Origin of the sequence: Streptomyces sp. NBC_01089 (genome assembly GCF_045162975.1) — a bacterium.
Lineage (GTDB): Bacteria > Actinomycetota > Actinomycetes > Streptomycetales > Streptomycetaceae > Streptomyces.
The window spans coordinates 642531-655221 of record NZ_CP108660.1; the positions used below are offsets into that span (position 1 = coordinate 642531).

Consider the following 12691-nt stretch of genomic DNA (forward strand, 5'->3'; position numbering starts at 1 on the left):
TCAGACTCCTTTGAGGCTGCCGATACCGAGAGAACCTTCGGTCGCCGTGGCGCCGGCGGGCGGTCCCGGTGGGTCGTCGAGGAAGTCGGCGCTCGGTACATGGAAGAGACAGCCGGTGACTGCTGTGGAGAAGTCGAGAATCCGGTCATGAACGCTGGGCCGGTCTCCGAGGAACATATTGCGCAGCATCTGCTCGATGACCGCGGGGGTGCGCGCGTAGCCGATGAAATACGTGCCGAACTCCTGCTGTCCGATACGGCCGAACGGCATGTTGTCCCGCACGATCTTCTGCTCGTTGCCGTCCTCGTCCGTGACGGTGTTGAGAGCCACGTGGGAGTCCACGGGCTTGTCGTCGTCGGACAGTTCGACGTTGTTGAGCTTGGTGCGACCGATGATCAGTTCCTGCTCGCGGGTGGGAAGTGCGTCCCAGGCCGAGAGATCGTGGATGTACTTCTGCACGGTGACATAGCTGCCGCCTTCGAAATCGGGATCCTCGTCACCGATGAACACCGAGTCGGCCGCGAGTGCGCCTTCCGGGTTCTCGCTGCCGTCCACGAAGCCGAGGAGGTCGCGTTCGTCGAAGGACTTGAAGCCGTGCACCTCGTCCACCACGGTGACCGCTCCCCGGAGCCGCTCCCCGATCAGCCGGGCCAGCTCAAAACAGAGATCCATCTGGCGGGCCCGCAGATGGAAGATGAGATCGCCGGGGGTGGACGGTGCACCGTGGCGGGAGCCCGCCAGAGGCACGAAGGGATGCAGATCGCGGGGGCGCGGCCCGTCGAAGAGCCGGTCCCACGCCGTGGAGCCGATGCCCACGACGCAGGTGAGCCCGGCGTCCGGTACGCGGAACCCCACCGACCGCTTCAGCCCGGCCACATCGGGCAGCAGATCGCGGACCGCGGATTCGCCACCGGGCACGATGGTGCACACGAGGAAGAGAGCGGATTTGGCCGGTAGGGCGATCACGGACTGCGACTCGACCACAGAACCTGCCTCCTAGCTGTCGGATCATGGCACCCTACAGCCGCCCGGGACTGCGGTCATCACGACTACGGTCTTCAGGACTGCGGTCGTCGTCCGTGGTTCGCGGCGTGCTTGCGGCGCGCCTTCTTCTTACGGCGTCGTTTCGACGACATGGGTCACCTCCCGCGTAGCAGGTCTCACGGAGCACCTGACCTGGGGAAGCGCGGCAGACACTCCGTTTCCGGCGTTTCCACGTTTCCACATCGAATAGCACGGCGCTATTCGGACTACAGGCAGATCCGCGCGAACAAATTCTGTCCGGGTGCCATCTCACAGGGTGTAGCGAAAAACAGATCCGGCCGCCCGGCCTGCGGGAACAGACGGAAGGGCCGGATCCTGATATCCCCTGGGGCTTCACTGATGACCACGCGCCGTGCTCGCCGTACCGTCCGTTCCGCCGCCCTGGTGGCCCTCGCGGCCGCTGCGGCGTTCTCGCTGACCGCCTGCCAGATCGGCGGCGACGACTCCGCCGCCGCCCCGGGGAAGAAGGACTCCGCCCCGGCGGAGGCGGCCGCGCGAACCAGCACGGCGACGGGGGCGAAGGTGCGTCAGCCGGTGACGATTCCGGTCACGAGGTTGATGGTGGTGGCGAGGATGCTGGTGCCGAAGAGGTAGGACAGCAGGCAGTGGCGCAGCGCGACGGCACGGATCATCGAGTTCGAGACACTCGTGTCGGACACCTGGTAGGTCATGCCCAGGTTGTAGCTGAAGTACAGGAAGTCGCGGTAGGCGGGCGGCTCTTCGGAGTTGAAGTCGATCCCTCCGGTGGGCGACCGGTAGTACAGGTACGCGTACCGGGCGGCGTACATCAGGTGCAGCGCCGCCCAGCAGGTGAAGACCCCGGCGAGTGCGAGCGCCGCGGCGGTTCGGCTCTTCCCGGGTGAGCCGCCGATCAGGAGCAGCAGGACGATCGCGACGAGTCCGGCCAGCGCGGTCACGACGATCGCCACTTCCTCCGTGACGGGGCGGAAATCCTCGCGGCGCACATTGAGCCGGGTCCCGGCGGCGTCCATCGGCCACAGCGCCAGCCAGCCCACCACCACGAAGGCCAGCTCGGTCACGGTGATCCCGGCGAGCAGGCCCAGCCGCGCGTCGATCAGACAGCCGATGAGCAGCCCGGCCACCGTCCCGGCGAACAGAGCGACGACCAGCCGCGGCACCGCGGACAGTGAAAAGTGGGACCTCACGGTGAATGACCTCGCAACTGGCGTGACGTTCCGCCCAGGTTACGGGCAGATCGCCGGGCCTCCCCGCACCTCGCCCGCCACGTCCCGGTGCCGCCCGTGCACGCGGGCCGGACATGCGCCCGTCACCACGGGAGGTTCATCGGGGGGGGCCGCCCCTCAGCGCCCCCAGTCCTCAACCCCCAGCCCCCAACCCTCAGATCTCAGCCCCAACCCCCAGATCTCAGCCCTGAGCCCTGAGCCCTGAGCGCTCAGCCCTCGGGCCGCTGGTGCAGCGGGCGGACCTCGGCCGCCGTGACACGACCGCCGATCTCGATCCAGCCCCCGTCGGAGACCCGCGCCAGGATCTCGGAACCCCGGCCCTGGCTGATCCGTACGTCACGCCCCAGCTCCCCCGCCAGCAGCATCGCCGCCGCGCCCGTCGCCTCGTCCTCGGCGATGGCGTCACCCCGCCGGGGAAACCCCCGCGCACGGATCGTGCCCGCGGCCTCGTCCGCCCAGGCCCACGCGTACAACCAGCCGTCGCCCTCGGGAGGCGTGGGCAGGGCGTCGACGGCCGCCACGGACGGGAACCGCTGGGTGCGCTTGCCCGACACCCATTCCGCCCGGCCGCGGATCCAGGTGAACTCGCCCTCGGTCCAGGTGGCCACGTCTCCCGCCACCGTCCGCAGGACGTCGACCGGTGTGCCCTGGGCCCCCAGCAGCCACGCGGTCCCGATCAGCGGATAGCCGGCGAAGGGCAGCCGCGCGCTGGGCGTATAGATGTCGACCTGGCCCCGGGCCGTGTCATCCACGAACACGGTCTCGGAGAAACCGAGTTGCCGGGCGACCTGCTGACGCTCGGCCGCACCCGGCACGGCAGCTCCGTCACACACCACACCCAGCGGGCTCCCGCCGGTCCCGTCCTGGCGTACGAACACGCGCACCACGTCAAGATCAGTCATACGGGAACTAAAACACGCGGCCGGCCGCGATGGAGTACGTCCGGCCCTCGCAGGGCGAAAACCGGTCGTGGGATCCACCGCGCCACTGATAGGAAGTGGCATGACAGCTGAACCACGTGACTCACTCAGCCCGCCTTCCCCACCTGCTCCGCTCGATCCGCTGGACCGTCTGCTCGCCGAGCGAGCCTGCGAGCGGCTGATCACCGAGTTCGTCCGCCGGCTCGACCTGGGTGAACCGGGCGGCGTGGCCGAGCTGTTCACCGTCGACGGGGTCTGGGAGTGGGCCGAGGGCGACCGCAGGATCCAGGGCCGTGAAGCACTCCGCGCCTATTTCGGTTCCCGGCCAGCCGACCGGCTGTCACGGCGCGTCTGTACGAACATTCTGGTGACCGTCGTCTCCGGGTCGGAGGCGACGGCGACCACGTACTTCACGACGTACCGCATGGACGGCCACACCGGCGGCATGGCGCCCCCGCGCATCCCCACACAGGTGGGGCATTACGAGGACGCGTTCCGCAAGGTCGGCGGGGAGTGGCTGCTCAGTACGCGGTCCACGTTCCTGGCCTTCGCCGGACCGACCGAGCGGGCCACGGTCCGGCCGGCCGACGCGTCCTGACGCCCGCAGCGTTCTGACGCCCCCGGCGCCGTCCTCCCGGACGGCGCCGGTTCCGGCCGGTTCACGCGTAGAGCTTCGCCCAGGTGTGGGCGCCCACCTCTCCGTCCACGCTGAGGCCGTGCGCCCTCTGGAACTTCTTGACCGCCGCCAGCGTCGTCTTCCCGAACGCGCCGTCCACGCCGCTCCACGGCAGATAGTGCCAGTTGGCGAGCAGGCACTGGGCCTGGGAGACATGCGATCCGTGGTCGCCGTACACGGTCAGTGCCCTACCGCTGTAGTAGGCACACGCCGCCTGCGGCGACATGCCGTCCGACGGCGCGGCCGAGGCGCTGTGCGCGGTGGCCGCGCCGGTGAACGTGAGCAGCCCCGCAGCAGCGAAAGCCGTCACCGTGCGCCGTATTCGAGTCATGGTCCGTCCTCCTGTCTGCGTCCGGGGGCGCCCCCGGACGCCCCCGGTGCCCGGCATTCTCAGCAGTCGGGAACGCCGGCGATCTTGCGCCCGCCCTGCAGGAAGACGTTGCTGACCCAGGCGTCGTCACTGCCTGTCGTCAGCGTGACCTTGCTCCACCACTTGTTGGTCCCGCCACTGGGGTCGGCGACCGGCGTCGTGTTCTTGTCGGTCTGGCACCAGTCGGTGAGGTGGATGTGCGAGACGGTGGCGAGAACGGTCGCGCTGGTACGCGGTGCCTCGCGCAGGTGGACGCTGGTGGCGTAGACGTAGACCGTCTTGGACGCCAGCTGCGCGTCGGCCGCCTGCGCGGTGGGCGCCACGAGCAGCGCTCCCGCTGTGAGCGTGACGGCCCCCGCCGCTATCAGTGCACGTCGGTACAGCATGGTTGAACCCCCGTAGAGCTGAGTGGTACTGAGTCGAACTGAGCGGAGCCGGCTCCGCGCTGGTTCGCGCTCATGGCCGCCTGGTCGCGGCCCCTTGCCCTTCCACGGTGCTGCTGGTCCGGCCCCGCGTATTGGAGAAAATCGCGCACCGCCGCCGAACGGCGAAAACCCGATGCCTCTCCCCCGCTTCCTCCTCTCCTCCGCTTACTCCTCTCCCCCGCTCACCGGTCGTCCGGTCGGTCTCATCCGGCGAGGACGAGGCTGGTGGTCTCCCCCGGCAGCCGGTCCACCGGCGGTCCGCCGGGCCTGACCGGCGAGCGGCCGCCGATGAAGGCGGTCGCCGTCAGCCCCGTCATGGCCTTGAACTCGCGGCACAGATGGGCCTGGTCGTAGAAACCGCAGGCCGCGGCGACCGCTCCGGACGGCCGCCCCAGGGCGAGCTGGCGGCGGGCCCGCTGCATACGCAGCACCCGCGCCGCCGCCTTGGGGCACTGACCGATCTGCTGCTGGAACCGGTGCTCCAACTGCCGTACTCCCCAGCCCACATCGTCCGCCAGCCGGGGAATGGGCAGCGTCCCGCCGGAGCGGTTGAGCAGGGCCCAGGCGCGTACGACCTGCGGGGCGGGCCGCGGCCCGGTGGCGGCCCAGGACGCCAGTGCCGCGTCCAGCAGTCCGAACCTCCGCTGCCAGCAAGGAGTTTCGGCCAGTGCGTCCGTCAGGGCAGCGATCCGGCCACCCGGCAGCTGAAGCGGATCGACCGATTCGGCGGCCAGGTCGTGCTGGTCCGCGTCGAAGAGCGCGAACGCCATCCACGGGGCGAGGCTCACCTCCATCCCGTACAGCCGTCCCGCGTGTTCGGCCCGGGTGGCGCAGGTCCGTAACCCGGAGAGGAGAGACGTCCGGCGCAGCCGGCGCTCCGGACGGTCGGAGCGGATGAGCGTGATCGGGTGTTCCTCGAAGGCGAGCAGCAGGGTCGCGGCGCTGATCGGCGCCTCGAGGCGCAGGCGGGGGTGGTCGAGCGCCAGCCGGAAACCCCGGTAGGCGAGCACCCCGGGCCGTAATCGGGGGTGCGGAAGTGCGTCGGCGGCCTCCCAGGTGCCCATCGGACAGGCCCGGAGGTCCATGTCTCTGGTTGTCATGTCGAAGGCGACGCCAGGCCCCGCGGACCGGTTCCTTCCGATTCCCGTCCGGAACTTGGCGGTACGGGAGCCCCACCGGTTCTGCCGGGGCCGTACCGGTGCTGTACACCTTGCTGTACGGTCGGGGTATGTCGAAGCCAGTGACGATCAGGGTCGATGACGAGCTGCACGCACTGCTCAAGGAACGGGCCGAAGCCGAGGGCACCACGGTGACCGCGCTGATCACCCGGGCCGCGCACGACGCCGTCCGCGACCCCCGTCTCGAAGGCGCAGCCGAGGTCTTCCGCACGTTCGTCACCGACAACGCGGCCGCGTTCGACAGCGCCTTCCCCGAGGACGCCCCGTCCTTGCTCGACGCACCGGGGCGGGCCGCCTGACGTGGAGCTCCATGTCGACATCCGCTGGCTCCTGGAGCGACAGGCGGAGGCCCTGCCGAAGCATCCGCACATCCACGACTTCTCCAGCCTGGTGGCCGCGGTCGGCAGGCATCGCGTCAACACCCCCCGGGTCGGCGCCACGGTCGACAACTCCTGGCGCGCCGCCGCTCTGATGCACGCCGTCATCCGGCTGCGCCCCCTGCCCGCCCGCAACGCGCTGTTCGGCGTGGGCCTGGTGGTCGCGTACATGGACGCCGCAGGTGAAGGCATCGACGCACCCTACGGAGCGCTGATCGATCTCGCCCGTGACATCGACACCGGGCGCTGTGACGCGTACGACGCGGCCGACCGCATCAGGTCCTGGCGGATCTGACCACGACAGCGAACCGTGTCCCGCTGCTCCCGCGTCCCATGGCCGCCGTGCCCGAGTTCGGTTCAGGCAGCAGTCCCCTGCCTGCCGTTCCCGGTCACGTACGACGTCAGGTCCGTGCCCAGGATCTCGGTGACGAGCCGGTGCCCGGCCTGGTCCGCCGAACCGGACGGCTCGTGGTGTCCGGACGCCGGACCCGACTCGGCGGCCGCCGCGCCTGCGCTGCCCAGAACGGCCTGAGCGATCAGTGCACTTGCGGCCAGGAGCTTGGGGAACGTTCGCATGCGACACGCCTTTCTCGGCAGAGGGTCCGGACGGCGGGGCACGGCCCGTGGCCCGCCGCTGCCCGCGGGGAGACCTACAACAGCGCCTCCACGGACGCCCGCAGGCGTCCTTTCGCCCGCGGTCTGTCTCCCAGTGTGTGCGCGTATTTCGTCAGGATCCGCCGCTGGGATTGGTCTCGGCGCTCCGTTCACTCGAACGGGGACGTGTGATCAGTGCACGGCCACCGGCGTCCCCACGCATATGCCCCCTTGCACCTGACGGCGTACGCCCGAGAATGAAGCCCGCGGGGACGAAGACCGACGATCATGGTGATAGCTGTGGAGAGAACAGGGGGCGGGGCGGCCGCCCTGCCCACGCTGGGTGAGTTCCTGAGGTACGTCGGACGAGAAGCCGCCGGCCACGATGACCCGGCGGGCCACACAGGTCTCGCGAATCCAGCGGGGCAGACGGGGCAGACGGATCCGGCCGACACGACGGCTCCGGCCGACACGACGGACCTGGCGGGGTACGCGAGCCGGGCCGTGACCGGTGCGGTGCCCGCGAGTGAGCCGTACTCCGGCGACGACATCCGGGATCTGCTGGTCGTCGCGGATGCCGCAGAGCCCTGGCTGCGGGACCGGCACGCCGCCGCCCGCCGGCTGCGCGCACTCGCCGGAGCGGGCGCCACCGGGCTCCTGGTGAACGGGCCGCTCGGCACGGCCGCGCACGCCTCGGTGACATCGGCCGCCCGGCACAGCTCAGTACCGGTGCTCTTCGCCTCGGGTCTGCCCTGGCTCCGCGCCGCCCGGATCATCAGCGATCTCCGCCTCCGGGCAGCCGAGGGCAAGGCGGCTTCGCTCAGTGACCTGCTGGAGGCCGCCCGGCCGGACAGGGGCGGCGATGCCGGGCTGCTCCTCGGCTGGTTGTCCACCGCGGTGGAGGGCACAGCCGAGATCCTCGCACCCCACGAGGACGCTGCGCGGATACCCGATCCCGGCGCCGTCGATGCGCTCCGTACGGGACACGCCTCGGCCTCCGCGGCGAGCAGCGGCCCCGCCCAGATCCGGATGTACGCGCTCGGGGCGTCGAGGCCGCACCCGGTGCTCGTGGTGACCCGGCCGGGGGACTTCCCGCCCGGGGCGGTGGAGTCGGTGCGACGGGTGCTCCCTTTCCTGGAGGGCGCCGTACGGCATCCGCTGACCGGCCCCGAGGGCCTGGAGAGCGCCCAAGTCGCGGTGCTGCAGCTCCTGATGGGCGGGCTGGTCACCTGGGCGAGGAGAACGGCTCATGCGCTGCGGCTGAGCCGTACCGCCATGGCGGCGTCCGCGGTGCGGGTCCATATCCTCCAGTGCCCGCCGGGGCTGCGTGACACCGCCGCGGGCCAGTGCAGGCAGCGGCTGCGCGAGACGGGCCTTGTGGTGCGGTGCCCGGTCGACGACGGTCAGGTGATCGTCATCTCCGAAGCGCCCGGCGGTCATGCGGCGGTGGACCCGGCCCGCGACGCGCTGATGACGCTCGTCGCCGAAGCTCCCGAATACCGGCTGGGCACCAGCCGCCGGGCCCCTCTGGCGGCGACCGCGGGCGCGTACGAGGAGGCGACCCAGGCGCTCGCCGTGGCGCGCAACCGGACGGGCCGGGTCGCCGAGTACGAGGAGGAGGCCGACCTGACACGGCTGCTCCCGCCGGGCGCGTGCCCCTGGGCCGAGCGTTTCCTCCAGCCGCTCGCCCGGCTTCCGGCGGGCAGAAGGCCGGAGATCGCGCACTCCGTACGCCTGGGTCTCGCTTTCGGTATCGGTGGCGCCGCGAAGCTGAGCGGGCAGCATCGCAATACGGTACGGGCGCATCTCGCACGCACCGCTCAGCTGCTCGGGCTCGATCTGCGACGCCTGGGCGACCGGGCCGTACTGAGTCTGGCGCTGCGCGTCCAGGACGACCTGGCGGCGGACAGCGCGGCCTCATCCGTACCGGACACGGGTCTGCGCGAGCTGCTGCAGCAGCCGCCCTGCCGTGAGTGGGCCGCCCGCTTCCTGGCCCCGCTCGATACGGCCGGGCGCCGGAGTCTGCGGCGCACGGTCACCACATGGGTCCTCTGCGGGGCCAGGACGGAGGAGACCGCGGGCCGGCTCCGGCTGCACTACAAGACCGTGCTCGCCCATCTGGCCACGGCGGAGCAGGTGCTGCAGCGCCCCCTCATCGAAACCCATCGGCGCGTCACAGAGGGTGACGACAGCGCCAACGGATTCAACGGGCCGCACGACGTCGTACTCGCGCTCCATGTCGCCTCCCCCGAGCTGGGCATCATCGACAGCAGGCTGCTCGACGGCTGACCGAAGGGTGGCTGACGGGTGGCTGAAGGGCCGGGGCGCGCGCCGGCTTGTGCAGCTGTGACAGGTGACGGGGAAAACTTGTGCACCGGCACCGTTCCGCGCGTCCGCGGCCGCGGGCTAGCGTCCTCCGGGAGATGGCCTCCCGCCTGCGGTTTTGACGTCATGACCGCTTGGGGCGGACGAGCGCATCGCACTTGGGCCACCGGCCCGGCCCTGACCGGTACAGGGGTTCGGTCAGGGTCTGCCGGTGGGCCACCCCGCACAGCCGCCCGCACAGCCGCCCCGCAGCTGCCCGTGCAGCCGCCCGCGCAGCCTTCCCGCAGCCGCTCCGGGGAGCAGGAAGCGCCATGTCCACGGACAATGGGGTACTCGGGCCCGGAGAGGCCAGGACACGGCATCCGGGCACGCGGCACACTGTCGGAGGTGCGGCATGGAGGCGAGCGGACAGCCGGAGCGAGCCACCGGCGACACGGCTCAGACAGCACGGACGGCCCGGACACCACACACAGCGCAGACAACAGAGGCGGCAGAGGCAGGACCGGCCGGGCGGCCCGGCCGGAACGCGCACGGCACGGTGACCCAACAGCTGATCGAAGATCACCTGGTCGAGGGCCGGATGGCCCCGGGCACCGAGATCGGGCTGCGCGTGGACCAGACCCTCACCCAGGACGCCACCGGCACACTGGTCATGCAGGAGCTGGAGGCACTCGGTCTTGACCGGGTGCGCACCGAGGCGAGTGTGCAGTACGTGGACCACAACATCATCCAGACCGACGAGCGGAACGCCGAGGACCACGCGTTCCTGCGCTCGGCGGCCCGCCGCCTCGGTGTCTGGTACTCGAAACCGGGCAACGGGGTGTCGCACCCCGTCCACATGCAGCACTTCGGTGTTCCGGGCCGGACACTCGCCGGTTCCGACTCGCACACCTGCGCCGCCGGATCACTCGGGATGTTCGCGGTCGGCACCGGCGGCCTGGAGGTCGCGCTGGCCATGGCGGGCCGCCCGCTGCGCATCACCATGCCGCACATCTGGGGCGTCCGGCTGACCGGAGCCCTGCCGGAGTGGGTGAGCGCCAAGGACGTCGTCCTGGAGATGCTGCGCCGGCACGGGGTGAAGGGCGCGGTGAACCGGGTGCTGGAGTACCACGGTCCCGGACTGGCGTCGCTGTCGGCGATGGACCGGCATGTGATCGCCAACATGGGCGCGGAACTGGGCGCCACCACCACGGTGTTCCCCTCCGACGACGCCGTACGGGCCTTTCTGCGCAGCGAGGGCCGCGAAGACGCCTGGACGCCGCTGTGGGCGGCGGACGACGCGGTCTACGACCTGGACGAGGAAATCGACCTCGCGGCGCTCGAACCGCTGATCGCCCGGCCCACTTCGCCGGGCAATGTGATGCCCGTACGTGAGGTGGCGGGCGAGCCGGTGGGCCAGGCGGTGATCGGTTCCTCGGCCAATCCCGGTCTGCGCGACTTCGCCATGGCGGCGGAGATGGTGCGCGGGCGGCAGACCCCGCCCGGGGTGAGTTTCGACGTCAACCCGACCTCCCGGGAGATCCTCCAGGACCTCAGTCACTCCGGTGCGGTCTTCGACCTGATCGCGGCGGGAGCCCGGATCCACCAGGCGGGCTGCCTGGGGTGCATCGGCATGGGCCAGGCACCGGCGGTGGGCCGCAACTCACTGCGTACGTTCCCGCGCAACTTCCCCGGCCGTTCGGGCACCCAGGACGACGCCGTGTGGCTCTGCTCGCCGGAGACGGCGACCGCATCCGCGCTGACCGGTGTCATCACCGATCCGCGCGACTGGGCGGCGGAGACCGGGCTGGCGTACCCGAAGGTCCCGGCGCTGCGGGCGGAGCCGGTCAACACCGCGATGCTGGAGCCCCCGCTCCCGCCCGACGAGGCTGCCCGCGTGGAGCTGGAGCGCGGCCCCGGGGTCTCCGCGCTGCCCGACCTGGACCCGCTGCCGGACACCGTACGTCTGCCGGTGCTGCTGAAGATGGGCGACAACGTGTCGACCGACGAGATCTCACCGGCGGGCGCCAAGGCGCTGCCGTACCGCTCCAACATCCCGCGCCTCGCGGAGTTCACCTTCACCCGCATCGACCCGGACTACCCGTCCCGCGCCGCGGAGTGCCGGGACGCGGGCGGACACCTCGTCGTCGGCGGGGACAACTACGGGCAGGGATCCTCGCGCGAGCACGCGGCACTGACACCCCGGTATCTGGGGCTGCGGGTGGTGATCGCGAAGTCGTACGCGCGGATCCACTGGCAGAACCTCGCCAACTTCGGTGTCCTGGCGCTCGAATTCGACGACCCGGCCGACTACGACCGGGTCGGACAGGGCGACGAGATCCTCCTGGAGGGTCTGCACGCGGCGCTCGCACCGGACGCCGAACCGTCCCTGCTGGCCGTCAACACCACCCGGGACGAGAGCTACCCGGTGCACCACAGGCTGCCGGCCCACCGGCGCCGGACGGTGCTGCTGGGCGGCATCATCCCGGCCGTGGCGGGGGAGGAGGCCGGGCACTGACCTGGCCTCACGTACCACCCCGAAGCCTTTGAGGCGCGGCAGGGAGGAATCAGCCGCTCAGGCCGAAGTGGTCAGTACGTCACGGGTCACAGCGTGAGCGAACCCCCTCCCGGCGCAGTAGCGTTCGATCTCGTCCAGGGCACTGCGGGTGATGCGCTGGAGCTCGCCGCCCAGCGATCCGGCGATGTGCGGTGTCAGGAGCACGTTGGGCAGTGAGTACAGCGGCGACGCCGCCGGCAGCACCTCGGGGTCTGTGACGTCGAGGATCGCGTGGATACGCCCTGCCGACGCCTCAGCGGTGAGGGCCCGGGTGTCGACGAGCGAGCCCCGCGCGGTGTTGATCAGTGTCGCGCCGTCCCGCAGGAGCGACAGCCGACGGGCATCCATCAGATGGTGGGTCTCGGGCAGCGCGGGGGCGTGCAGGGATACGACGTCGCAGACGGTCATCATCTCGTCCAGTCCGGCGAGCCGGGCTCCCAGCGACCGGGCCCGCACCGGGTCGAGGTGGGGATCTGCCACCACGAGGTCGAAGTCGTAGGGGCTCAGCAGTTCCAGCACCCTGCGCCCCACCAGGGACGCGCCCACCACGCCGACCGTCCTGCGGTAATTGCCGAAGCCCGGGAAGTGCGCTGCCCAGTCCAGGGCGGCTCGATGTTCACGGTACAGTCCGCCGATCTCCAGTACGCGTTTGTTGGCGAAGAGAACGGCGGCGACCGTGTACTCGGCGACGGGGAGGGCATTGGCCGCGGCTGCCGTGGAGACGAGGAGTCCGCGGTCCCAGCACGCCTCCGTCACATGGTGTTTGACGCTCCCTGCGGCGTGCACGACCGCCTTCAGTGCCGGCATGCGGGCCAGTGCGGCGGTGTCGAGCGGGGGGCACCCCCAGGATGTGATCAGGAGTTCCACGGCTGCCAGGTCCGGTACCCGGTCGAAGTCCTCGGCGACGAACTGCGGAACGATGTCGACGTGCCGGGTCAGCTCCTGGACTGCGGCCGGCGGGAAAAGTGCGTCGCGGTGCGGGCGGCCCATGGCGAACAGGGCGCGCGGGCGGGGCTGGGTGAAGGGCATGGGGATCCTCAT

14 protein-coding genes are annotated in these 12691 nt (G+C 70.9%); 6 read left to right on the forward strand and 8 right to left on the reverse strand.

The features are described 5' to 3' along the window. Nucleotides 1–984: a Dyp-type peroxidase gene (locus OG510_RS02905; protein ID WP_406135057.1), complete on the reverse strand. Its 984-nt coding sequence runs from the start codon at nucleotides 982–984 to the stop codon at nucleotides 1–3. Nucleotides 985–1383: 399 nt separating this feature from the next. On the opposite strand from OG510_RS02905, the gene OG510_RS02910 reads away from it, so the two are divergent. Next, on the forward strand, nucleotides 1384–1638 hold the full coding sequence (locus OG510_RS02910; RefSeq protein WP_406135058.1) for a hypothetical protein: 255 nt from the start codon (nucleotides 1384–1386) through the stop codon (nucleotides 1636–1638). Here OG510_RS02910 and OG510_RS02915 read toward each other — a convergent pair. Beyond that, nucleotides 1572–2210, reverse strand: a complete 639-nt coding sequence (locus OG510_RS02915; protein WP_406135059.1) for a DUF1345 domain-containing protein — start codon at nucleotides 2208–2210, stop codon at nucleotides 1572–1574. The two genes, OG510_RS02910 and OG510_RS02915, sit on opposite strands and share 67 nt — an antisense overlap. Nucleotides 2211–2458: 248 nt before the next feature. After that, nucleotides 2459–3151 (reverse strand): PhzF family phenazine biosynthesis protein, encoded by a 693-nt coding sequence (locus OG510_RS02920; RefSeq protein ID WP_406135060.1) that lies wholly within the window; start codon nucleotides 3149–3151, stop codon nucleotides 2459–2461. A 100-nt stretch (nucleotides 3152–3251) separates the two neighbouring features. On the opposite strand from OG510_RS02920, the gene OG510_RS02925 reads away from it, so the two are divergent. Further along, nucleotides 3252–3767 (forward strand): nuclear transport factor 2 family protein, encoded by a 516-nt coding sequence (locus tag OG510_RS02925; protein ID WP_406135061.1) that lies wholly within the window; start codon nucleotides 3252–3254, stop codon nucleotides 3765–3767. A 61-nt stretch (nucleotides 3768–3828) separates the two neighbouring features. On the opposite strand, the gene OG510_RS02930 is transcribed toward OG510_RS02925, so the two are convergent. From OG510_RS02930 to OG510_RS02940, 3 genes are all read right to left on the reverse strand, one after another. After that, nucleotides 3829–4176 (reverse strand): peptidoglycan-binding protein, encoded by a 348-nt coding sequence (locus tag OG510_RS02930; RefSeq protein ID WP_406135062.1) that lies wholly within the window; start codon nucleotides 4174–4176, stop codon nucleotides 3829–3831. Between the two features lie 59 nt (nucleotides 4177–4235). Continuing rightward, the gene (locus tag OG510_RS02935) at nucleotides 4236–4601 is read right to left on the reverse strand and encodes a peptidase M23 (RefSeq protein ID WP_164263202.1); all 366 of its coding nucleotides are present in this window, start codon (nucleotides 4599–4601) and stop codon (nucleotides 4236–4238) included. A gap of 242 nt (nucleotides 4602–4843) precedes the next feature. Beyond that, nucleotides 4844–5740, reverse strand: coding sequence for a helix-turn-helix domain-containing protein (locus OG510_RS02940; RefSeq protein ID WP_406135063.1), 897 nt, complete (start codon nucleotides 5738–5740; stop codon nucleotides 4844–4846). A 128-nt stretch (nucleotides 5741–5868) separates the two neighbouring features. On the opposite strand from OG510_RS02940, the gene OG510_RS02945 reads away from it, so the two are divergent. Continuing rightward, nucleotides 5869–6117 carry a ribbon-helix-helix protein, CopG family gene (locus OG510_RS02945; protein WP_164263200.1) on the forward strand — a complete coding sequence of 83 codons (249 nt, stop codon included), beginning with the start codon at nucleotides 5869–5871 and terminating at the stop codon, nucleotides 6115–6117. A gap of 1 nt (nucleotide 6118) precedes the next feature. Then, a complete protein-coding gene (locus OG510_RS02950; RefSeq protein WP_164263198.1) occupies nucleotides 6119–6490 on the forward strand; it encodes a toxin Doc in 372 nt (123 codons plus the stop codon). Between the two features lie 62 nt (nucleotides 6491–6552). Here OG510_RS02950 and OG510_RS02955 read toward each other — a convergent pair whose 3' ends face one another. Continuing rightward, nucleotides 6553–6771: a hypothetical protein gene (locus tag OG510_RS02955; RefSeq protein ID WP_406135065.1), complete on the reverse strand. Its 219-nt coding sequence runs from the start codon at nucleotides 6769–6771 to the stop codon at nucleotides 6553–6555. Between the two features lie 318 nt (nucleotides 6772–7089). On the opposite strand from OG510_RS02955, the gene OG510_RS02960 reads away from it, so the two are divergent. Together OG510_RS02960 and OG510_RS02965 are read left to right on the forward strand one after the other, a co-directional pair. Next, nucleotides 7090–9078 (forward strand): helix-turn-helix domain-containing protein, encoded by a 1989-nt coding sequence (locus OG510_RS02960; protein WP_406135066.1) that lies wholly within the window; start codon nucleotides 7090–7092, stop codon nucleotides 9076–9078. A 574-nt stretch (nucleotides 9079–9652) separates the two neighbouring features. Further along, the gene (locus tag OG510_RS02965) at nucleotides 9653–11611 is read left to right on the forward strand and encodes an aconitate hydratase (RefSeq protein ID WP_406135067.1); all 1959 of its coding nucleotides are present in this window, start codon (nucleotides 9653–9655) and stop codon (nucleotides 11609–11611) included. A 57-nt stretch (nucleotides 11612–11668) separates the two neighbouring features. Here OG510_RS02965 and OG510_RS02970 read toward each other — a convergent pair whose 3' ends face one another. Beyond that, nucleotides 11669–12691, reverse strand: a complete 1023-nt coding sequence (locus OG510_RS02970) for a hydroxyacid dehydrogenase (protein ID WP_406135068.1) — start codon at nucleotides 12689–12691, stop codon at nucleotides 11669–11671.